Source organism: Vibrio sp. 1249-1, assembly GCF_033340495.1.
In genome coordinates this window covers 26,670-46,346 of the sequence record NZ_JAWOWJ010000020.1, presented here as the reverse complement: position 1 = coordinate 46,346, position 19,677 = coordinate 26,670, and the positions used below count along the sequence as shown (strand labels likewise).

Here is a 19,677-nt window from a genome sequence, read left to right as displayed (position 1 = left end):
TCTTTTTGTTTTGGTGACGATTGACCAGAATTATGCCCAATCAATGGCTTCGCCTGCGTGCTTTTCACATTCTTGCTTCACCATTTCAAATAGCTCCATACCCGTTTTTGAGCAGGTCCATTTACCTTCAATAAGTTTGAAGTGGAAACCACCAGATTTGGACGCTAGCCAGATCTCATGCATCGGCTCTTGGCGATTAATGATGATTTGGCTGCGGTCTTCAAATTCCAATGTCATTACGTTGCCAGTGACTTCGTAATCAATGTCTGCGCCTGAATCATCGATGGATTCTTCGATGATTTGCATCTGCGCATCCACCAGTTGATGAAATTCAGTATCGTTCATCCGTCTATCCTATTGCTTTTCCTGAGTGTGGTGCGATTATAGGGGGCATTGATTCAATAATCACGATATGCGAAATGAAAAAATTAGTTACTGTGTTGTTTGTGATGGTTGCCGCGACCTTAGCGGGGTGTGGTCAGTCTGGCTCACTATACATTCCAGATGACACTCAACAGAATGAGCAATCACAATAAATAACCGCACCTTAGGGTGAAATTAGGGTTCAGCAGTCGAATAAAATAAGGGAAGCGAATTTTGGATTACTTCAACTATCAGGATGATGGCCAGCTTTGGGCCGAAGACGTCCCACTTCAAGCTCTTGCAGAGCAATATGGCACTCCTCTTTACGTATATTCTCGAGCCACGCTAGAGCGCCATTGGAAGGCGTTTGATAGTGCTGTGGGTCAGCATCCTCACCTAGTTTGCTACGCGGTGAAAGCCAACTCAAACTTAGGCGTATTGAACACGCTAGCGCGTTTGGGATCGGGTTTTGACATCGTGTCGGGTGGTGAACTTGAGCGTGTGATTGCCGCAGGCGGTGATCCGAAAAAAGTCGTTTTCTCTGGTGTTGGTAAAACATCGGCAGAGATGAAGCGCGCTCTTGAGCTAGGTATCAAATGTTTCAACGTTGAATCTGAGCCAGAGCTAGAACGTTTGAACAAGGTTGCGGGTGAGCTTGGTGTGATTGCACCAATTTCTCTGCGTATCAATCCAGATGTCGACGCGAAAACACACCCTTACATTTCGACTGGTCTTCGCGACAATAAATTCGGCATTGCGTTTGATCGTGCGCCAGATGTTTATAAATTCGCGCAAAGCCTGCCGAACTTGAATGTGCAAGGCATCGACTGCCACATTGGTTCTCAGCTGACCAATATAGACCCATTTATCGACGCGACAGACCGTTTATTAGCTCTGATTGATGATTTAAAAGCACAAGGCATTAACATTCGTCACCTTGATGTCGGCGGCGGTTTGGGTGTGGTCTATCGTGATGAATTACCACCTCAGCCTTCTGATTACGCCAAAGCGTTACTAGGCCGTCTTGAAAATCACCAAGACTTGGAGCTGATCTTTGAGCCAGGCCGTGCAATTGCTGCGAACGCAGGTATCTTGCTAACGCGTGTTGAGTTTTTAAAACATACTGAGCATAAAAACTTTGCGATTATCGACGCTGCAATGAACGACTTGATGCGTCCTGCGCTATACCAAGCATGGCAAGATATTGTGCCAGTTTCACCGCGAAAGGGTGAAGCTCAGACTTACGACTTGGTTGGTCCTATTTGTGAAACCGGCGACTTCTTGGGTAAAGATCGCGCACTCGTTTTGCAAGAAGGTGATCTACTCGCGGTTCGTTCAGCAGGTGCCTATGGTTTTGTGATGTCTTCGAACTACAATACTCGTACCCGAGCGGCAGAAGTGATGGTGGACGGTAAACAAAGCCACTTAGTTCGCCAGCGTGAGGAGCTGACCAGTTTGTGGCAGCTGGAACAGATTCTACCGGAGTAACACACAACAAATGCATTTCCACTTTTCCAAAATGCACGGTTTGGGCAACGACTTCATGGTCGTCGACTGTATTACCCAGAACGTGTTTTTCTCGCAAGACCTGATCCGCCGCTTGGCGGATCGTCATACTGGCGTTGGTTTTGACCAATTGCTTGTGGTAGAGGCCCCTTACGACCCTGAAACCGACTTCCATTATCGGATTTTTAATGCCGATGGTAGTGAAGTTGAACAGTGTGGTAACGGTGCACGCTGTTTTGCCCGCTTTGTTCGCTTGAAGGGGCTGACCAATAAATACAGCATCAGCGTGAGCACCAAGAAAGGAAAGATGATTCTCAACATCGAAGATGATGGGGAAGTGACGGTCAACATGGGCGTGCCAGAGTTTGAACCGAACAAAATTCCTTTCAAAGCGAAGCAAAAAGAGAAAACTTACATCATGCGAGCAGGCGACAATACCTTGTTTTGTGGTGCTGTGAGCATGGGTAACCCGCACGTAGTGACCGTGGTCGACGATGTGGATACGGCAGAAGTGGAAACTCTCGGTCCGCTGCTTGAGTCGCATGAGCGTTTCCCAGAGCGCGTCAACGCTGGCTTTATGCAGGTGATGAGTCGTGACCATATTCGTCTTCGAGTTTACGAGCGAGGCGCAGGAGAGACACAAGCTTGTGGTAGTGGTGCATGCGCGGCAGTCGCGGTTGGGATTCTGCAGGGCTTGTTGGATGAAAACGTTAAGGTTTCTCTACCTGGTGGTGAATTGCGAATTGCATGGCAAGGTCCTGGCAAGCCGTTGTTTATGACCGGACCTACAACGCATGTATTTGATGGTCAATTGTCTTGCTAGTTGAAGAAAAAGGAAACGGTTTGTCTCAAGTAGAAGCAGATGCCTTAACGGCTGAAGTAGTGGCCGAGTACCTCAAAGATCATCCAGACTTTTTTGTGCAACGTCCGGAGCTTGTGGATCGTTTATCTTTCCCACACTCAGACTTAGGCGCGGTATCTTTGGTGCACATCCAAATGAATCGTCAACGTCAGCGCATTGAAGAGTTAGAGGAAGAGATCACTACACTAATGTCGCTTGCGGCGAACAATGATCGCACCTTTTACGAATTTATGGATTTGCAGGGGCAGATTCTAAAGTGTGGTGACTTTAAACAAGTCATTCATTCTATCGAAGAGAAAGCCAAAGCATTGGGCTTACGTGCGTTTGTTCGATTGTTTAGTCAGTGCGACGCATCGATTCAATTGAGTAAGGAAAGTTATCAACGCTTTGCGACCACTCACTTAAATGGCAAAGATGCGTACTTAGGACGTCTTCGCAAAGTGGATCGTGAAGCTTTGTTTGGCAACATGGAAGTGCCGGAAATGGGGTCCTATGTGGTACTGCCGCTCGTGAAACAGCAAACACTGGGCGTGCTTGCTTTTTCTAGTGAAGATGGCGGCCATTTTCAGCCAGATATGGATACCTTGTTTTTGCGTCACCTATCATTAGTGGTGGCACATCTCGCTCAAACACTGGTATGGCAAAGTTACGATGACGACAACTCCCAACACTCCTCTGCCAAATAGTCTGCAAAAGCCTCTTGAGCGCTTCTATGAATTCTTACGAAGCGAAAAGGGGCTTAGCCTACATACTCAGCGCAATTACAAACAGCAGCTAGAAACAATGGCGCAGCACCTAGCTGAAATGGGGCTCAAAGATTGGTCTCAAGTGGATGCTGGTTGGGTGCGCCAATTAGCAGGTAAGGGTATGCGAGAAGGCATGAAAGCCAGCAGTTTGGCAACGCGACTCTCATCGCTGCGTAGCTTTTTCGATTTCCTTATTCTGCGTGGCGAGATGTCGGCTAACCCAGCCAAAGGGGTTTCAGCACCTCGCAAAAAACGCCCGTTGCCCAAAAACCTCGATGTTGACGAAGTGAGCCAATTACTTGAAGTCAACGAGGACGACCCGTTGGCTGTGCGCGATCGCGCCATGATGGAGCTGATGTACGGCGCCGGTTTACGTTTGGCTGAGTTGGTGGGTGTGGATGTACGTGATGTACAACTGCGTAGTGGTGAGCTTCGTGTTATTGGTAAAGGCGATAAAGAACGTAAAGTGCCGTTCTCTGGGATGGCAACCGAGTGGGTTGGGAAGTGGCTACGCGTTCGTGGTGATTTAGCCGCTCCAGGTGAGCCCGCCTTGTTTGTATCTAAGCTCGGAACGCGTATTTCGCATCGTAGCGTGCAAAAGCGCATGGCTGAATGGGGGCAGAAACAGTCTGTCGCAAGCCATATTAGTCCGCATAAATTGCGTCACTCATTTGCGACACATATGCTCGAATCAAGCAATAACTTACGTGCGGTGCAGGAGCTTTTAGGGCACGAGAACATTTCGACGACCCAAATCTACACGCACTTGGATTTCCAACATTTGGCGCAAGCCTACGACCAAGCCCACCCACGCGCACGCAAAAAGAACGGGGAGTGAGCCGAAGTATGAAATTTTATCGCCGTATCGAGCCTATTAAGGCAATGACCTTTGACCTAGATGATACCCTCTATGACAACTATCCTGTGATCGTTCGCATGGAGCGTGAGTTGCTATCTTGGCTCAAGCACCATCATCCAGCGGTTGCTCATATGAACAAAGCGGATTGGTTTGCTCTCAAACAGCGAGTTGTGCAGCAACAACCCGAGCTGAAGAGCGATGTCACTTTATGGCGTTTAGTGCAACTTCAGCAAGCCTTCTCCCAAGTAGGCTACGACGAAGACGCAGCACATGCCGCCGCGAAAGCCGCAGTAGACGTTGCGTTGGACTGGCGTAGCCGTTTTGAAGTGCCGCAGCAAAGCCTCGATGTACTGGAGGAACTCGCGCAGCACTTCCCGTTGGTGGCAATCACCAACGGTAATGTGGATTTAGACCGCATCGGTCTTACGCCTTATTTCCAACAGGTACTTAAAGCAGGGCCAGATGGATTGGCGAAACCCGCAACCGATATGTTTACTAAAGCGAAGCGATTCTTGGATATTCCTGCGGAGAATATTCTGCATGTCGGTGATCATCTAACCACGGATGTGCATGGTGCAAAGTTGGCTGGTTTTGCAGCCTGTTGGTTTAATGATATGAATAAAAATGTCATTAACCATTCAAAAACACGTACTTTACCTGATATTGAAATCAATAGTTTGCAGCCGTTACTCACACTTTTTTAATTGCTTTCGCATTAATCCATTCTAATCTCATTTTGTGTCTAGAAAAGCAGCGCAAAGCCACGTAAATTATTCTCTATTAAATAAAAATAGTAACGCCACAAGTCGTGGTGAAGATAGTGTTACGGCAGTGGTAGGTCCATGCGAGCTTTTTCAAAACTGGTTCACGATGTCAGTCAACTGAATGACTTTTTAGTCACTTTTCCGACTTCCTCAGATAAACAATATTTAGTACAAATATTGTCGACGCAATCGCGCGAAATTACGACCACACTTGCAGACGCCGTTTTGTCGTCGCTGCCGAATGCTCATGTTATGGGGCATAGTACGCGTAATGTGATTCTGGAAGGGGAGATATTTACCTCTGGTTGCCTAGTGAGTGTGATTGAATTTGAGCAAACCACGCTGACTTCTGCGGTACAAACATACTCTTACTCCCCTGACATTGATGGCGGGGAGCTCAAGCGCTCTCTTCTAATGCAGCATAATTCACAGGTGATCCTCAGCTTTGCTGTGCAAATTGAACGACGTGACTATCCCTTGTTTCAAACCTTCGCCAGTGAAGAAGTAGTGATTTCTGGAGGGTTGGCGCAGAGTATTGACGATGGCTGCTGGGTGCTATATCAAAACCGAGTTTACGATAACGCTGTGGTTGCCGTAGCTTTGCACAGTGATACTTTGAAGCTATGGACTGATGCGTATTCGGAATGGAACCCGATTGGCATGCCACACAAAGTCACTCATGCAAAAGGAACGCGCTTGTATTGTTTAGGTGAGAAGAAAGCGCTGGAAGTATACAAGCGTTACTTGGCGGATGGCCATGACGTGACGCTGAGTCAACTGCTCAGCTTTCCTTTGTATCGAGAAAGCTTAGGGCGAAAGGAAGTTTGTACGGTAACGGAGCTACACGCTGATGGCAGTATGAGCTTCGACAGGCCCTGGTGTCTTGGTGACGAAGTGCAATTTTGCTATAACCATCCCTCGTTAACGCTCGAGCAAGTGCGGCATGGTGTGGTTGAGTTAGCCATGCACCAACCTGAAGTCGTGATGATTTTTAACTGCGCGTCACGGTTAGACTTTATTGACAGCAGCGACGAAGTCCAAGCCTTTAAAGATATTGCGACGACGTTTGGTAGTTACTGTATGGGGGAACTGCATGGTGGTATTGGTCAGCCCGAAATTCTTCATCACAGCCTGACGTATTTAGCGATGCGAGAGGGAGACGAAGTGCAAACATTGAACTTGCCTAAGTCGCCCGTTAGCTCCTCTATTTCACCGTTGTTTAGCTTGATTCGAAATGCGATCGGCGATCTCAACCATATGAACGCGCATATGGGATATCAACTCGATCGCCAAACGCGCAAGTTACAAGAAAGCTATCGACGCGACAGTCGCACGGGGTTACAAAACCGGGTCGCATTGCAAGAGCGGCTGAGTAACATCGATTTGGATGAGCATTTGTTGACTCTAAAGCTACTTAACTTTAGTCATATCAACGAAAAATACGGCTACCGAGTGGGAGATCAATTACTCAAAGATCTCTCAATGCACTTTACGAATCGATTACGAAAGCGTTTCGGCATGCCAACGGCTTTGCAGCTTTATAGTATTGGGGTTGGTGAATGGGCGTTCATATTTAAAGCTGATCAAAGCAGCGAGACCATCAAACAGCACTTTACGCGTTTTGCTGACGCGGTAGAACAAACTAATTTTGAGCCAATTGGCCTACGTGAAATAGATTATCTTTCTATCTCGCTATGCGGCGGCTTAGTGAGTCGTCGAGACTTTCCATCCGCTTCAGTAGATGAGCTCTTACTCAAAGGCATCGAAGCGAGGCGCTCTGGTGTACGCAGTAATACCCATATCTGTAATGCGAAAGATATTGAAGTCAGTGAGGATGTGCGCAAAGAGCAACTTGGATGGCTAAGTTGCGTCAGTAGAGCCATTCTCAAACAGAATATCATCACCTATAGCCAACCGATTGTGCATGCGGGTAGCCACAAATTGGCAAGCCAAGAATGTTTGGTTCGTATTCTGGAAGCCGATGGAACGGTGATTGCGCCAGGGCGTTTTCTGCCAATTATCTCTGATACGCATCTTTACACTCGACTAAGTCGGCACATGATTCATTCTACGTTGCATTACATGCGAGATAAGCAAGGTGACTTTTCTATAAACTTATCGCCGCAAGATTTGCTCAGTGATAAAACTTTAATACTTTTAGAGCATGAAATTAGCCAGCTAAATGACCCAAGGCGAATTGGTTTAGAAGTGCTGGAATCTGAGCAGATCAAAGACTATGGCCGAATGATAGAAGTGTGCAGTCATTTTAGAAGCTTAGGGGCGCGTATCATTGTTGATGACTTTGGGTCCGGCTATTCGAATATCGATGAAATCCTAAAGTTGGAGCCAGAAGTCATAAAGCTCGATGGCAGCTTGATTCGTGATATTGATAAAGACTTAAAACAGCGCAAGATCGCTTCCCAGTTGGTGCGTTTGTGCCAGGTGTTTAACGCGGAGACGGTGGCGGAGTTCGTCCACAATCAGGAGGTGTGTACCATTGCACAAGACATGGGGGTGGATTATTTGCAGGGTTACTATCTTGGCGAGCCGACTCGACTGTTTTAATGATGTTTCACGTGAAACTTCTTGTCGTAAAAAACGCAGCGTAGGCTGCGTTTTTTGTTTGATTCTTCTACTAAGCTTAATGTTTACCGCTTAAGAGCGTGTCCACTCTTTTCAGCTTGGAACAAAGCGAGGTAATGGGCAAAAAAGCGCTGCATTTGTTGTTGGTTGTTTTGTTCTCCAAGTTGCCCGAGCAAATGTGCAGCGACTTCAAACGTGCACAAGTTACCTTGTTGTTGGTTGCGTCGCAGCTGATATTGTGAGTCCGCCGACGCAGACAATCCCATAGTAGGGATACCTTCTAACCAAAGGCTCTTATTGATCATTTTGCGCGCCTCTTGCCAGGTGGCATCCAAAATAATAAACAGCGGAGTTTTGGTTTGTTGCTGGCTTTGGAGTACCACATGTTCGAGTGTGATACTTTCTTCACAGGGGAAGAGCAACACCGGATACCGCGACGGATCAGTTAATAGAGTGAGCAATTCTGCTGGTGGCTGTTTGCGATCCCAGATTACTCGCTCAATGTTGAGTTGGCACTGCTCTAGTAGCTGGCCGGTATTAGTATCACGCTTCAGTTCATTCGGATGCATTAACAGCAGGATGTTGTGCTCACTGTTAAGTTTCGGCATTAGCGAGCACATACAATTGAATTGAAAACCGCAGGTTGGACACGGTTGTGACATTACAGACGAACTCCTTCTCGCACCGGGCTTATCCCATCAGAGAACAGACGCACGCCACTGACTTGGTTCGGCGTTGCCGTTGGCGCCATGCTTGGGTTGAGTGGGTAGCTAACCCCAGTGTATTGCATCACGTGTTGAGCCGCTTTAGCTCCGCCACCGCTGACATTAAAAATCAGATCTCGCCAACCATGAGAGGTTTGTTGGCCGAGCATAATCGGGCTTTGCACTAGTGTAATGCGGCTATTAAATCGCCATTCCTTTTCGTGATGTTCAAATATCAGCAATGTACAGCCTCCGGAACCACACCAATCCAACTGTACCAATAGCTCTTCGTTACCATCGCTGTTGAGGTCGTAAGTTAGCCAACGGTATTGGTTATTGTTGGGGGTGGTTTGATGGATAAAGAAGTAGTTGCGCACCGCGGCATCTACTTTTGAATCAAACTCTGCACTAGAAGGGACGTCAGCACTACCGATGGGGTTGTTGGTGCGTTTTTCGGCTGGTTGCATGATGCCTTCATCACGAACGGTGGCAGGATAAAGGACTAAACCACCATCGGCGATTGGGTATACTAAGTTACCGACTTTTTCTTTGGTCGCTTTGAGCTGATTGCCTTCTCGAGTAAACAGTCGCTCTGACATTAGCCTTTGCTGTTGATGATGCGTCATGACAACTTGAACCTGAGACGGACTTAACTGTTGCCAGTAACCACGCTCGATTAATGGTGCTTGTCCATTGGAGTAACGGTATTTTGTTGTGGCGCTGTGGTCTAGGTTTAAGGTCATTTGTACTTCAAAGCCTTGTGATTGAGTTGAGGTCGCGACATAGGTATTAGCCCAGCCAAGCGTTGCATCGACGTTTGCAGCCATACCACAACCTTGATACGTCTCGCCATCATGTTTTAGTGTTGCTTTCCAGCCATACAAAGAATCGCTCATTGTGTCTGAGCAGAGGTTTTCTGTTAAGTGAAGCTCACCATCTTGTAGTTGATAAGTGCGCTGGCGAGGTTGAAGCTGACTGCTTTTAATCGCTAATTTTGTGGTTTGTTTGCCGATTTGCTGGAATGTTAGTCCATTAGCCTCAAAGCTTGCCGACCAAGAAGGCTCATTACCAAACACGCGAGTTGGTTTGTTTGGTTGCTGACAACGGTTTGGATTTTCCGTTGTGAGGAAGTTCACTTGTTCCACGACAAAGTTAGCATCGAAATCAGCAGAAAACCCATCGATGCCCGGTGGGTTGAGGTGGCCGATAACCTCGCCATACATGGTCTGGTAAGGCTCGTTATTTAACTGAATTGCTCGTTGCATTTGCTGTGGTGATAGTTGCAACCAATATTGCTTGTCGCTGCCACAAGGCATGATGTATTGGCTCTCGTGACCGACGATCACTTTTCCGCGCAGCATAAAAGTTTGAGGTTGAATGGTTTCAGGCTTATCTAAGGTTGCTGGTGGAGAGGTTGGGTTAGCAGCACCAGATTGTGGCGGCTGTGAACTACATGCTTGCAGAACCAGCAGGGTGGCAAGCGCCACTGGGTTTTTCAAAGCCTTCATGTTATATCTTCCTCATTATTGTTACTCAATCGGCATCGGATGGCATTATGGCATATTGGTTATTTAAAACTGAACCAGATACCTTTTCTATTGACACGCTTCGAACCCAAAAGGTTTCATGTTGGGAGGGAGTTCGTAATTATCAGGCGCGCAATATGATGCGTGACCAAGTGAAGGTGGGCGATTTAGTCCTGATTTACCACTCTTCTTGTAAACATGTTGGCGTGGCAGGTATTGCTAAAGTTGTGAGAGAAGCCTATCCCGATCATTTCCAATTCGATCCCGAAAGCGATTATTACGATCCAAAGTCAGACCCAGACAACCCGCGTTGGATTATGGTAGATGTCGAGTTTGTACGTAAAACGGCGCGAGTGATTCCGTTGTCGGTGATGAAAGCGATGCCAGAACTTGAGAACATGCCGTTGGTGAAACGTGGAAATCGCTTGTCGATTATGCCCGTGACAGAAGAAGAATGGGACGCGATTCTTGGCAAAGAGAAGCTGCCAAGTCAGCGATAAAAGAAAAGGGCTGCGAATGTGCAGCCCTTCATTATTTGGAGTATTGAAGCTTACAGCAAGTGTTCTTGTAGGTAGTGTGCAACCGCATCTTCTGCATTGCTGCCAATCACTTCATTATTTGGTAGAGCTTTCATCACTTTTTCGTGTGATGTACCCATAACTAGCCCTTTACCTGCCATCGACAGCATTTCTACGTCATTCATGCCATCACCAAATGCTACGCAGTTTTCTAACGTGAGGTCGAGTTTTTTCGCTACCGCTTCAAGAGCATGACCTTTAGACACGCCAGCGCTCATTACTTCCAAACACCAAGGCGTTGAAAATGCGATGTTCAGCTTATCACCAAACTGCTCACGTAGTTTGTTTTCAAATACGACCAAACGTTCGTGGTCTTCTCCTGGATGCGTGAAGAAAACTTTCGCAATACCGTCAGTTGGGGCGTGGTCTTCATCAAATAAGACGTAAGTGAATTCATCGTGGAAGTCACGTAACGTTTCATCATCCTTGTTCATCAACCAGCTATCATTTTGATACATGTGAATAAGTATTTCTTGATCATGTTTGATCGTGTCGATCACGCCTTGTACCAGTTCCGCAGGGACATTCTCGCTGTACATTAGCTGATCTTCCTGGTCATGCACTCGGGCACCATTCGACGTGATCATATAAGCTGGAATGCCAACTTGGCGACGGATGCTCGCAACGTCTACGTGGTGACGGCCGGTTGCAAAGACAAAGGTATAACCCTTTTCATGCAGCGCTTTTAGCGTCTCTTTTGAGTAAGCACTGAGCTGATGGTTAGGTGCGAGTAACGTGCCATCCAGATCAGAGGCAACGATTTTGGTGATCTCTTTGCAAGGTAGCGATGTGCTCATGAAGTCCTCGTAAACGGTTTGGATAGTGTGGAACAGGTGAATTGCAAACGGAGTACAGCAGACTGACTAGATCGTACTGCTCCGAATGCGGGGGGAACTTGGGCTCGTAGCACTATGCGGTTAAACACAGTGTCAAAGTAGCCAAGTTCAAGCAGTGTACGTCAAAATGAGGATGAAAAAGAGGGTAAATCGATGTGTAGACATTTCCTCTTTAATCTTAGTCGTGAAATGGTCGCCTAGAGTTCTTATTGTGCTTGTTCGTTTGATGGCGATTTAGGGTCATTCATAAAGCGGAAAATCGCATCGAGCGCTTGATTACGATACTTATCGGTCTCGAACAAGATTTCATGCTGTGCGCCTTCGATAGAAAGCAGCTCCGCGTGCGGGTTGGTTTTCCGCAATTTATCAATAAAACGCTTTTGCGCGAGGTTGCTAACAATCCGATCGTTTCCGGCTTGGATTAGGATGACTGGTATTTTGACTTGGCGAGTTAATAAAAAGCACTGCTTAGCGGCCATGAGCCCTTGCCAAACCCAGCGAGTGCTTGGCCCACCGACTTGCAGTTCCGGTTTTTCCGTATATAGGTTTCGGAACCATTGGTAGCGGCCGTAACTTTGGCTAAGTGGGTTATCTTCAAAGGGCTTAGGGAAATAGGCCTGATGTCCTGGTGCATAGCGTGGCAAAGTCGATACCGCTGACATAATTTGTGTGACCGGAATCGCTATTGGTGATAGGTACCATGGCAGGTTAATGCCAAACATGGGGGCACTTAGAATCAAACCAGTAAAAGGGTGTTCTGGGTGAGTTTGCAGGTAACGTGTCGCGATCGCGCCGCCCATAGAGTGCGCGATGATGAAGCATTGTTGATATTCGCTAAGGTCGTGTTTTTTTACGACGATGTCCATATCATCAATATAATCAGTAAAGTCATAGACGTGACCCATATCTGAGTCAGATAATAAACGATCTGATAAACCTTGACCGCGGTGGTCAAAGGAATAGACATCGAAACCTTGGCGGTAGAGATCGTAAAACAGCTCTTGGTATTTCCAGGAAGACTCAATGCGTCCATTTACGATGAGCACGGCTTTTTTATGCTCTGGGTTGGTTAGCTTGCACCAGTAAATGTTCTTTTTCTCAGTCCCTTTAACAAAGCCCTCTTGGCGAGTTTGCCAAAGTGCTGCGATCGGACCACCAATTGCTTGCTCAAATAATGTCTCTTGAGTATAAGTCAAAGGTGAATGGTTAGTCGCCATTAGTTGATTACCTGAAGATACGTTGTTTACGCGATGTATCATCGAAGAATTAGTGAGGAAATGCAATGGATACCCATGTCTGGTTAGCTTATGTAGTAACAGCAATCGTTTTTAGTTTGGCTCCGGGCTCTGGCACGGTGAACTCAATCAGTAATGGTTTGAGTTACGGTACCCGTAAATCACTGGGTGCCATTATTGGCTTACAAATTGGTTTAGTTATCCACATCGCGCTGGTGGGGGCGGGTATTGGTGCGCTTGTCGCGCAGTCAGCAACCGCATTTTCTGTCATTAAATGGGTTGGTGCCGCTTATCTGGTTTGGTTGGGGATTCAGAAATGGCGCGACACATCAAGCTTAGTCGCAGCTGAAAACCACAACGAGATGTCAGGCACGGCGCTGTTGTACAAGGCAGTGTTAATTAACCTCACCAACCCTAAATCGATTGTTTTTCTGGTGGCGTTGTTCCCGCAGTTTATTGACCCGGCAAAAGACCAAATCACGCAACTGTTGGTGCTTGGCGTCACTACAGTCGTGATTGATGCGTGTGTAATGTTGGGTTACACGAGCTTGGCAGCACAAATGGGACGCTTTATTCGCTCCGATAAAATCATGGGAAAAATAAACAAAGTATTCGGTTCAATGTTCATGGGTTGTGGTGCATTATTAGCAGCTGCAAAGTCATAAGCCATTTATAGGTCCTTCTTTAGCATGAATACAACGTATGTCGCTCGCCAGCCGATCTTTAACCGAAAAAGACAGACGCTGGGTTATGAATTGTTGTTTCGAGACGGGGAGAGTAACGCATACCCTTCACATATTGATTCAAATCGAGCGACATACCGACTGATTGTCGAAAACTTCCTATCGCTGGGTACTAACCCAGTAATTGCCTCTTCTAGATGCTTTATTAACTTTCCTCATCAAAGCTTGGTGCGACGTTTGCCGCGCAGTTTGCCGAAAAACAAAATTGTCATCGAAGTGTTGGAAACGTGCCAACCTACGGATGAGCTTCTTGATGCGATTCGTGAGTTTTATCGAGAAGGTTACTTGATCGCTTTGGATGACTTCACCCTAACACCAGAATGGCGTCGTTTTTTGCCATATGTGCATATTGTGAAGCTCGACATTATGGCGATGGGGCTCGAAAAGGCCTGTGAACTGGTCAAAACACACCTTGCCAAACGCGTCAAATACCACTTTTTAGCAGAACGTGTTGAAACCGCAGAAGAGTTTGAGCAAGCGAAAGCGGCTGGCTTTAAATTTTTCCAAGGTTATTTTTTTAGCAAGCCACTCGTCTCGCAGACTAAATACGTCAGTCCTGAGCAAGTGTTGGCATTGCAACTGTTTCGTGAAGTTTGTGCTCCTGAGCCTGACTTTACTCGTATCGAGTCCATCATTACGCAAGATGTCGCGTTGTCATATAAATTATTGCGTTTTGTAAATACGCAAGCGCCGAATTTGGCTGTCGAAATCAGCTCTTTTCGTCAGGCATTGATTTATCTTGGCCAGGATAACCTTAAGCAGTTTGTCTCTTTGGTTGTGGCATCGTATATCTCCAGTAACAAGCCTCGAGAGCTGTATCACCTTTCATTGCAACGAGCTCAATTTTGCCAATTGATGTCGCGCTATCAGCCATTCTCTCACCTCAGCGAGCAAGGTTTCATGGTTGGTTTGCTGTCGATTCTAGATGCGCTGCTGGATCTTTCGGTGGAATCCTTAGTTAGGCAGTTACCGCTTAGTCATTCAGTACAACAAGCGCTATTACATCGCAAAGGGGTTTATGGTGCACTTATTTCCCTCGAAGAGTGCTACGAGCGTGCCGATTGGTCAGGGGTTGAAAAAATCACGATGCAATTGGGGTTGCCTTTAGAGGAAGTGAAGCTCTCCTTAGGTGAAGCGGCTCGCTGGAGTCAAAGCATCGCGACTGCATAATTTCTTGTCTTATCTTTTATCTCTTTGAATCTCTCTCTTTACAATCAAGCTGTTCGTTAGATGTGAAACTTTTATGACGATGGACGGTTTCCTCTTGACGATATATCTTAATTAAATAAACATATACGCATATCCATATATAGGTATGTTCATTATGCTTCCACATCAGTTTTTTAAGCTGTTATCCGATGAAACACGCGTACGTTGTTTAATGCTCGTGGCCCGTGAAGGTGAAACTTGCGTTGGCGATTTGGCGTTTGCTCTACAAGAGAGCCAGCCGAAAGTTTCTCGTCATCTTGCTCAGTTACGATCCAGTGGCATCTTGGTGGATAAACGCCAAGGGCAATGGGTGTATTACGAGTTATCACAGCAATTACCAGGTTGGATGCGAAAGTTAATTGAAGACTTAGTGGCATCAAACTGTTTGAAGCAGGAATACCAAGACGACATCACACGCTTACACGATAAAAGTCGTGAGGCTTGCTGTTAACAGCGAATAGAGATTCAAGGTAGAAGATTAGAGGGTAAAACTATGACAATTAAAGTAGGAATTAATGGCTTTGGCCGAATTGGTCGCTTAGCGCTGCGAGCGGCATTTGATTGGCCAGAATTGGAGTTTGTGTTAATCAACGATGTCGCAGGTGACGCCGCTACGCTTGGTCACTTATTAGAATTCGATTCAGTGCAAGGTCGTTGGCATCATGGAGTTCAGGTCGAAGGCAGTGAGCTCGTCATCAACGGCAAGCGTGTCGCCACGACTCAACAACGCGATATCGATGCGGTGAACTGGTCTGATTGTGATGTTGTGATTGAAGCGACAGGCGTACATCGCAAAACATCATTCCTAAACAAATACCTAGAGCAAGGTGTGAAACGTGTCGTGGTAAGCGCACCTGTGAAAGAAGAAGGTATTGCGAACATTGTGGTGGGCGTGAACGACCATATTTTCGACCCTGAAAAACATCGTATCGTGACAGCAGCTTCGTGTACGACTAACTGTATCGCACCTGTGGTTAAAGTCATTCATGAGAAATTGGGTATCGAACAATCTTCTTTTACGACCATTCACGACCTGACGAATACGCAAACTATTTTGGATGCGCCACACAAAGATCTACGCCGTGCAAGAGCATGCGGCATGAGCCTTATCCCGACCACGACGGGGAGCGCGAAGGCGATTGTCGAAATTTTCCCAGAATTAAAAGACAAAATTAATGGTCATGCGGTTCGCGTACCTCTAGCAAACGCATCGTTAACAGACATCATTTTTGATGTGAAGCGTGATACCACAGCAGAAGAAGTGAATGCACTGTTAAAAGAAGCATCTGAAGGTGATTTGAAAGGCATCCTTGGCTTCGAAGAGCGTCCTTTAGTTTCTATCGATTATAAAGGCGACCAACGTTCAACCATCGTTGATGCGCAATCAACCATGGTTGTGGGTTCTCGTATGGTTAAGATTTACGCTTGGTACGATAACGAAATGGGTTATGCAACGCGCACAGCAGAGCTGGTTCGTAACGTTGGTTTGGCTTAAAAGGGGGTCACAATGTCTCATCCTACATGGCAATTAGATTTGGACTCCGGTGCTTTAATCTTAACACCGTGCCCAGGAACGAAAGGTGTCGATTTGCATGCGTCGTTAGAACAGTTGAAAGAGCAGGGTGTTCAAGCGGTCGTTACTGCATTAGATGATAGTGAATTAGCTGCGAAGAATGTCTCTGCATTGGGTGAAGCCACTCAGCAACTGGGTATGAAATGGTTCCAGATCGAGATTGAAGACGACTGCGCACCAAATGAAGAATTTGCGACGAAGTGGCAACAAGCCAGTCCGGAACTGCACGCGATTCTTGCTCAAGGTGGCAAAGTTGCGATGCATTGCATGGGTGGTTCGGGGCGCACAGGTTTGTTCGCTGCTCACCTACTCCTAGAAAAGGAATGGCAGTTAGAAGATATCGTGCGAGAAGTACAGGCATTGCGCCCTGGTGCATTTACAAAACCTGTGCAAGTTGAGTACATCGAACGCGTGGCTCAAGACGCTTGATCAGCTTAAATAGCTTTTGGTTCATTATGATCCAAAAGCTAAATTCGAGCTTCTTCAGGATACGACTGTTTACAAAAAAAGCCATTAATATTAACTAATACATTGTTTTTAAGGTGTATTTTTCTTTTTATTGATGTTGGGGCATTTTTTGAAAATCACAGCAACATTGTATTGGTCAATGTTGCTGTACAGGTTAGGAAGTATTTAGAACATGATGATCTAAATGCTTCTATCGCTGTACATATGAGGTCAATATGATTTCTCAATTAAGCAAAAGTATTCGTCAGTACATGTTAGTGACGTTTAACTATTGGAACTTTACGGTGACCGATGGCGCACTGCGTATGCTGGTGGTGCTCTATTTTCATGACTTAGGTTATTCCACGTTAGCTATTGCGTCACTGTTTCTTTTCTATGAATTTTTTGGTGTGGTGACAAACCTGGTTGGTGGTTGGTTGGGCGCAAGGTTAGGCCTAAATAAAACCATGAACATTGGTTTAGCGATGCAAGTGTTTGCGTTGCTGATGCTCGCAGTACCAAATGCATGGCTGACCATTCCTTGGGTGATGGCAGCGCAAGCTCTGTCGGGGATTGCCAAAGATCTGAACAAAATGAGTGCTAAGAGCGCGATTAAAACGCTAGTACCAGACGAACAGCAAGGTGCGCTCTACAAATGGGTAGCGATTTTGACTGGCTCGAAGAATGCACTCAAAGGAGCGGGCTTTTTTGTTGGTGGCTTGCTGCTGTCTTGGGTGGGTTTTCAAAACTCGATGTTTATTATGGCGGGTGTACTTACATTAGTGTTTGTTTGCAGCATGATCTGGCTAGAAGCGGACATGGGTAAAGCAAAGAGTAAACCTAAGTTTCGCCAAATATTCTCCAAGTCTGAATCGATAAACATTTTATCCGCAGCACGCATGTTCTTGTTTGGTGCTCGTGATGTGTGGTTTGTCGTTGCTCTGCCTATTTATCTTGGTAGCGTGTTTGGCTGGGATCACTTGTGGGTTGGTAGCTTTCTCGCAGCGTGGGTCATTGCTTATGGGTTTGTGCAAGGCTTTGCGCCGCGTATTACTGGCAAAGCGCAAGGTCGTGTGCCTGATGGTAGTGCAGCATTGGTGTGGGCAGGAATCCTAGCGTTAATTACGGCTGGTATTGCTTATGGTGTGCAAATCGGTTGGCAGCCTGAATTGGTGATTGTGGTAGGTTTGATGATTTTTGGCGCTGTGTTTGCCATTAACTCTTCGCTGCACTCGTACTTGATAGTGAGCTACGCTAAAGGCGATGGCGTCTCGTTGGATGTCGGTTTTTACTACATGGCCAATGCGATGGGACGTTTGATTGGCACGGTATTATCGGGTTGGATCTACCAAGAGGCTGGTCTTGCAGCGTGCTTATGGGTTTCTTTTGCTTTCTTGGCACTGACGACGCTGATTTCAATTAAGTTGCCAAAAGCTAATGTTGCTACTGCGTAACTACCCCCAGTATCGCTATCTGTAGATGGTATAAATGGCTCCAAATCGGAGCCATTTTTGTTTCTTATGCGCCGTTTGCTGTAATCAGATTGTTTCGGTTTGGCATCGAGAGTGAATACTGATGCTTGGTTTTTGGTTCTCGTTAAGTGATTAGAGTGGTGATGAAATCCCCGTTGTAGGTCATTGTTGAGTTAAAAATAAGCAAAAACAGATTGTTAACTATTTCACTGGTTGAGATTTACCCTATGCTATAAACGATAAGCGACTCAAAGTAGGGAAAGGTATGAGAGAAAGGGTTCTGTTTTTTGATTTATTGCGCTGCTTCGCAGCGGTAGCAGTGATCGCCATTCACGTCTTGGCACCGTATCGAAATGAGTTAGGAGTGATTCCATTTGACCAATGGCTGACAGCGGTAGGCGTGAATAGCGTAACCCGCTGGGCAGTGCCAGTTTTTATTTTGATCACCGGAGCGCTAATGCTCAGTGACACTCGACCATTTGACGGTAAGTATTATATCAAAAGGCGTTTGGGCAAAGTTTTAGTTCCATTTCTTATTTGGTCGATGTTTTATGCATACCTTTCAGGCTGGACGTCTCAAGGCTTTGATTTTGAAACCGTAAAAGAGGTATTAAGCAATAGCCCATTCCACGCAACGTATTACCATCTCGGCTTTTTCTATTACTTTATACCACTGTATTTTGTGATTCCGCTGTTTCAATGGATGGTACGCAACGTGGATGACAACGTCTTGTATACCTATCTCGCATTTTGGCTTTTCACCAGCACTCTGTTCTTGTTCAAGATTGATGGCCCTTGGAGTAATCAGATGTGGCTTTATATGGGTTACCTTCCACTGGGGTATGTTTTATTTCAAAAGGTACCTTTGAATCGCTCTATGGTGACCTTATTTGTTGGGCTAGGACTCGTGGCGTTGGCAGTGACCTTTACGATGGTTGTGACAAATAGCTTAGAGGCGGAGAAGTATACGGTTGGGCGCTGGCTCTCTTATAAAACACTGAATGTGATTCTAGCGGCTTCGATGATTTTTATGATCGGGCGTTACTTTGGTGAAGGCTTATCACCAAAAGTACAAAAAGTGGTCAGTGTGATCAGTCAGCACAGCTTGGGGATTTACTTACTTCACCCTATTTTCTTATGGCCGATGAAAGAGTTCGGTTGGTACACAGGACATCCTGCGTGGGTGATTCCAGTCTGGATCGTTCTAAGTGGATCTGGAGCCTTGACGATGAGCTATCTCTTTTCTCGTTCTGCCAAGACTCGTTGGTTACTGCCTTAACGTTTGATAGCGAAGTGAAGGAACTTGTTGCCGCGATAGGTCAATGTTCCCTTATCTCCAGGGTTGAGTGCATGGTAGTAATGCACTCCAATTTGGAATTCACGCTTTGGACCGATAGAACCACGTTGAACGTAAATCCAATACTCTTGATCGTCTTGACCTGGTGGTGCGTTTGGTATGTCTATCGCTTGTTTATCTAAAACCGTTACCTGCGCGCTTTGCTCTGGAGCGTCTTCGCCCACATAGTGCTTACTATAAAAACGGAAAAACACCCACGCGCCCAAGGCAATAAGGGCGAATAGGGCGAAAATAAGTGAGATTGGCATATTAACCTCCAATGTTTTATCGGGTCCCATTCTACAGAACTCGCTGACGAAACGATGAGTTGAGGT

At 46.2% G+C, this 19,677-nt stretch carries 21 protein-coding genes; 15 read left to right on the top strand and 6 right to left on the bottom strand.

All coding sequences use genetic code 11. The features are described 5' to 3' along the window. Window positions 1–30 precede the first annotated feature (30 nt). Entirely contained in the window at window positions 31–345 is a 315-nt protein-coding gene (cyaY, locus tag R7Z50_RS22150) for an iron donor protein CyaY (protein ID WP_005383391.1), read from the bottom strand. Window positions 346–419: 74 nt separating this feature from the next. On the opposite strand from cyaY, the gene lptM reads away from it, so the two are divergent. From lptM to R7Z50_RS22115, 7 genes are all read left to right on the top strand, one after another. Continuing rightward, window positions 420–536 carry an LPS translocon maturation chaperone LptM gene (gene lptM, locus R7Z50_RS31605; RefSeq protein WP_005378746.1) on the top strand — a complete coding sequence of 39 codons (117 nt, stop codon included), beginning with the start codon at window positions 420–422 and terminating at the stop codon, window positions 534–536. Between the two features lie 61 nt (window positions 537–597). Beyond that, window positions 598–1,851, top strand: a complete 1,254-nt coding sequence (gene lysA / locus R7Z50_RS22140; RefSeq protein WP_033907276.1) for a diaminopimelate decarboxylase — start codon at window positions 598–600, stop codon at window positions 1,849–1,851. A 10-nt stretch (window positions 1,852–1,861) separates the two neighbouring features. Continuing rightward, window positions 1,862–2,692 (top strand): diaminopimelate epimerase, encoded by an 831-nt coding sequence (gene dapF / locus R7Z50_RS22135; RefSeq protein WP_005378744.1) that lies wholly within the window; start codon window positions 1,862–1,864, stop codon window positions 2,690–2,692. Then, window positions 2,686–3,417, top strand: coding sequence for a DUF484 family protein (locus R7Z50_RS22130; protein ID WP_005383398.1), 732 nt, complete (start codon window positions 2,686–2,688; stop codon window positions 3,415–3,417). The genes dapF and R7Z50_RS22130 overlap by 7 nt, the downstream gene beginning before the upstream one ends. Then, complete coding sequence (xerC, locus tag R7Z50_RS22125) at window positions 3,383–4,315, top strand: tyrosine recombinase XerC (RefSeq protein WP_005378742.1); 933 nt, start codon at window positions 3,383–3,385, stop codon at window positions 4,313–4,315. Before R7Z50_RS22130 ends, xerC begins: the two co-directional genes overlap by 35 nt. A gap of 8 nt (window positions 4,316–4,323) precedes the next feature. Then, on the top strand, window positions 4,324–5,040 hold the full coding sequence (gene yigB / locus R7Z50_RS22120; protein ID WP_054575533.1) for a 5-amino-6-(5-phospho-D-ribitylamino)uracil phosphatase YigB: 717 nt from the start codon (window positions 4,324–4,326) through the stop codon (window positions 5,038–5,040). A 138-nt stretch (window positions 5,041–5,178) separates the two neighbouring features. After that, the gene (locus tag R7Z50_RS22115; protein WP_053307415.1) at window positions 5,179–7,665 is read left to right on the top strand and encodes an EAL domain-containing protein; all 2,487 of its coding nucleotides are present in this window, start codon (window positions 5,179–5,181) and stop codon (window positions 7,663–7,665) included. Window positions 7,666–7,748: 83 nt separating this feature from the next. Here R7Z50_RS22115 and R7Z50_RS22110 read toward each other — a convergent pair whose 3' ends face one another. Next, on the bottom strand, window positions 7,749–8,345 hold the full coding sequence (locus tag R7Z50_RS22110; RefSeq protein WP_176311206.1) for a tRNA-uridine aminocarboxypropyltransferase: 597 nt from the start codon (window positions 8,343–8,345) through the stop codon (window positions 7,749–7,751). Next, entirely contained in the window at window positions 8,345–9,895 is a 1,551-nt protein-coding gene (locus tag R7Z50_RS22105) for a COG3650 family protein (protein WP_206971041.1), read from the bottom strand. The genes R7Z50_RS22110 and R7Z50_RS22105 overlap by 1 nt, the downstream gene beginning before the upstream one ends. Window positions 9,896–9,942: 47 nt before the next feature. On the opposite strand from R7Z50_RS22105, the gene R7Z50_RS22100 reads away from it, so the two are divergent. Further along, a complete protein-coding gene (locus R7Z50_RS22100) occupies window positions 9,943–10,413 on the top strand; it encodes an EVE domain-containing protein (RefSeq protein WP_005378735.1) in 471 nt (156 codons plus the stop codon). Window positions 10,414–10,463: 50 nt separating this feature from the next. Here R7Z50_RS22100 and R7Z50_RS22095 read toward each other — a convergent pair whose 3' ends face one another. Continuing rightward, on the bottom strand, window positions 10,464–11,288 hold the full coding sequence (locus R7Z50_RS22095) for a Cof-type HAD-IIB family hydrolase (protein WP_017636084.1): 825 nt from the start codon (window positions 11,286–11,288) through the stop codon (window positions 10,464–10,466). 245 nt (window positions 11,289–11,533) lie between these two features. Beyond that, the gene (locus R7Z50_RS22090) at window positions 11,534–12,544 is read right to left on the bottom strand and encodes an alpha/beta fold hydrolase (RefSeq protein WP_005378733.1); all 1,011 of its coding nucleotides are present in this window, start codon (window positions 12,542–12,544) and stop codon (window positions 11,534–11,536) included. Between the two features lie 65 nt (window positions 12,545–12,609). On the opposite strand from R7Z50_RS22090, the gene rhtB reads away from it, so the two are divergent. From rhtB to R7Z50_RS22055, 7 genes are all read left to right on the top strand, one after another. Continuing rightward, on the top strand, window positions 12,610–13,227 hold the full coding sequence (gene rhtB, locus R7Z50_RS22085; RefSeq protein WP_005378732.1) for a homoserine/homoserine lactone efflux protein: 618 nt from the start codon (window positions 12,610–12,612) through the stop codon (window positions 13,225–13,227). Between the two features lie 24 nt (window positions 13,228–13,251). Then, window positions 13,252–14,475 carry an EAL and HDOD domain-containing protein gene (locus R7Z50_RS22080; protein ID WP_206971039.1) on the top strand — a complete coding sequence of 408 codons (1,224 nt, stop codon included), beginning with the start codon at window positions 13,252–13,254 and terminating at the stop codon, window positions 14,473–14,475. A 154-nt stretch (window positions 14,476–14,629) separates the two neighbouring features. Further along, a complete protein-coding gene (locus tag R7Z50_RS22075; RefSeq protein ID WP_005378730.1) occupies window positions 14,630–14,965 on the top strand; it encodes a metalloregulator ArsR/SmtB family transcription factor in 336 nt (111 codons plus the stop codon). A 42-nt stretch (window positions 14,966–15,007) separates the two neighbouring features. Then, window positions 15,008–16,009: an ArsJ-associated glyceraldehyde-3-phosphate dehydrogenase gene (locus tag R7Z50_RS22070; protein WP_005383630.1), complete on the top strand. Its 1,002-nt coding sequence runs from the start codon at window positions 15,008–15,010 to the stop codon at window positions 16,007–16,009. A gap of 12 nt (window positions 16,010–16,021) precedes the next feature. Beyond that, a complete protein-coding gene (locus tag R7Z50_RS22065) occupies window positions 16,022–16,516 on the top strand; it encodes a cyclin-dependent kinase inhibitor 3 family protein (protein ID WP_005383629.1) in 495 nt (164 codons plus the stop codon). Between the two features lie 254 nt (window positions 16,517–16,770). Beyond that, window positions 16,771–17,988: an organoarsenical effux MFS transporter ArsJ gene (gene arsJ, locus R7Z50_RS22060; RefSeq protein ID WP_005378722.1), complete on the top strand. Its 1,218-nt coding sequence runs from the start codon at window positions 16,771–16,773 to the stop codon at window positions 17,986–17,988. A gap of 283 nt (window positions 17,989–18,271) precedes the next feature. Beyond that, on the top strand, window positions 18,272–19,285 hold the full coding sequence (locus tag R7Z50_RS22055) for an acyltransferase (protein ID WP_206971037.1): 1,014 nt from the start codon (window positions 18,272–18,274) through the stop codon (window positions 19,283–19,285). Here R7Z50_RS22055 and R7Z50_RS22050 read toward each other — a convergent pair. After that, a complete protein-coding gene (locus R7Z50_RS22050; RefSeq protein WP_005378719.1) occupies window positions 19,282–19,611 on the bottom strand; it encodes a DUF2500 domain-containing protein in 330 nt (109 codons plus the stop codon). The two genes, R7Z50_RS22055 and R7Z50_RS22050, sit on opposite strands and share 4 nt — an antisense overlap. Window positions 19,612–19,677 lie beyond the last annotated feature (66 nt).

What these genes read in the sequence shown, in the direction of transcription:
- cyaY (WP_005383391.1), bottom strand. Translation starts at nt 345, where the DNA reads ATGAACGATACTGAATTTCATCAACTGGTGGATGCGCAGATGCAAATC.
- lptM (WP_005378746.1), top strand. Translation starts at nt 420, where the DNA reads ATGAAAAAATTAGTTACTGTGTTGTTTGTGATGGTTGCCGCGACCTTA.
- dapF (WP_005378744.1), top strand. Translation starts at nt 1,862, where the DNA reads ATGCATTTCCACTTTTCCAAAATGCACGGTTTGGGCAACGACTTCATG.
- xerC (WP_005378742.1), top strand. Translation starts at nt 3,383, where the DNA reads ATGACGACAACTCCCAACACTCCTCTGCCAAATAGTCTGCAAAAGCCT.
- yigB (WP_054575533.1), top strand. Translation starts at nt 4,324, where the DNA reads ATGAAATTTTATCGCCGTATCGAGCCTATTAAGGCAATGACCTTTGAC.
- R7Z50_RS22115 (WP_053307415.1), top strand. Translation starts at nt 5,179, where the DNA reads ATGCGAGCTTTTTCAAAACTGGTTCACGATGTCAGTCAACTGAATGAC.
- R7Z50_RS22110 (WP_176311206.1), bottom strand. Translation starts at nt 8,345, where the DNA reads ATGTCACAACCGTGTCCAACCTGCGGTTTTCAATTCAATTGTATGTGC.
- R7Z50_RS22105 (WP_206971041.1), bottom strand. Translation starts at nt 9,895, where the DNA reads ATGAAGGCTTTGAAAAACCCAGTGGCGCTTGCCACCCTGCTGGTTCTG.
- R7Z50_RS22100 (WP_005378735.1), top strand. Translation starts at nt 9,943, where the DNA reads ATGGCATATTGGTTATTTAAAACTGAACCAGATACCTTTTCTATTGAC.
- R7Z50_RS22095 (WP_017636084.1), bottom strand. Translation starts at nt 11,288, where the DNA reads ATGAGCACATCGCTACCTTGCAAAGAGATCACCAAAATCGTTGCCTCT.
- R7Z50_RS22090 (WP_005378733.1), bottom strand. Translation starts at nt 12,544, where the DNA reads ATGGCGACTAACCATTCACCTTTGACTTATACTCAAGAGACATTATTT.
- rhtB (WP_005378732.1), top strand. Translation starts at nt 12,610, where the DNA reads ATGGATACCCATGTCTGGTTAGCTTATGTAGTAACAGCAATCGTTTTT.
- R7Z50_RS22080 (WP_206971039.1), top strand. Translation starts at nt 13,252, where the DNA reads ATGAATACAACGTATGTCGCTCGCCAGCCGATCTTTAACCGAAAAAGA.
- R7Z50_RS22075 (WP_005378730.1), top strand. Translation starts at nt 14,630, where the DNA reads ATGCTTCCACATCAGTTTTTTAAGCTGTTATCCGATGAAACACGCGTA.
- R7Z50_RS22070 (WP_005383630.1), top strand. Translation starts at nt 15,008, where the DNA reads ATGACAATTAAAGTAGGAATTAATGGCTTTGGCCGAATTGGTCGCTTA.
- R7Z50_RS22065 (WP_005383629.1), top strand. Translation starts at nt 16,022, where the DNA reads ATGTCTCATCCTACATGGCAATTAGATTTGGACTCCGGTGCTTTAATC.
- arsJ (WP_005378722.1), top strand. Translation starts at nt 16,771, where the DNA reads ATGATTTCTCAATTAAGCAAAAGTATTCGTCAGTACATGTTAGTGACG.
- R7Z50_RS22055 (WP_206971037.1), top strand. Translation starts at nt 18,272, where the DNA reads ATGAGAGAAAGGGTTCTGTTTTTTGATTTATTGCGCTGCTTCGCAGCG.
- R7Z50_RS22050 (WP_005378719.1), bottom strand. Translation starts at nt 19,611, where the DNA reads ATGCCAATCTCACTTATTTTCGCCCTATTCGCCCTTATTGCCTTGGGC.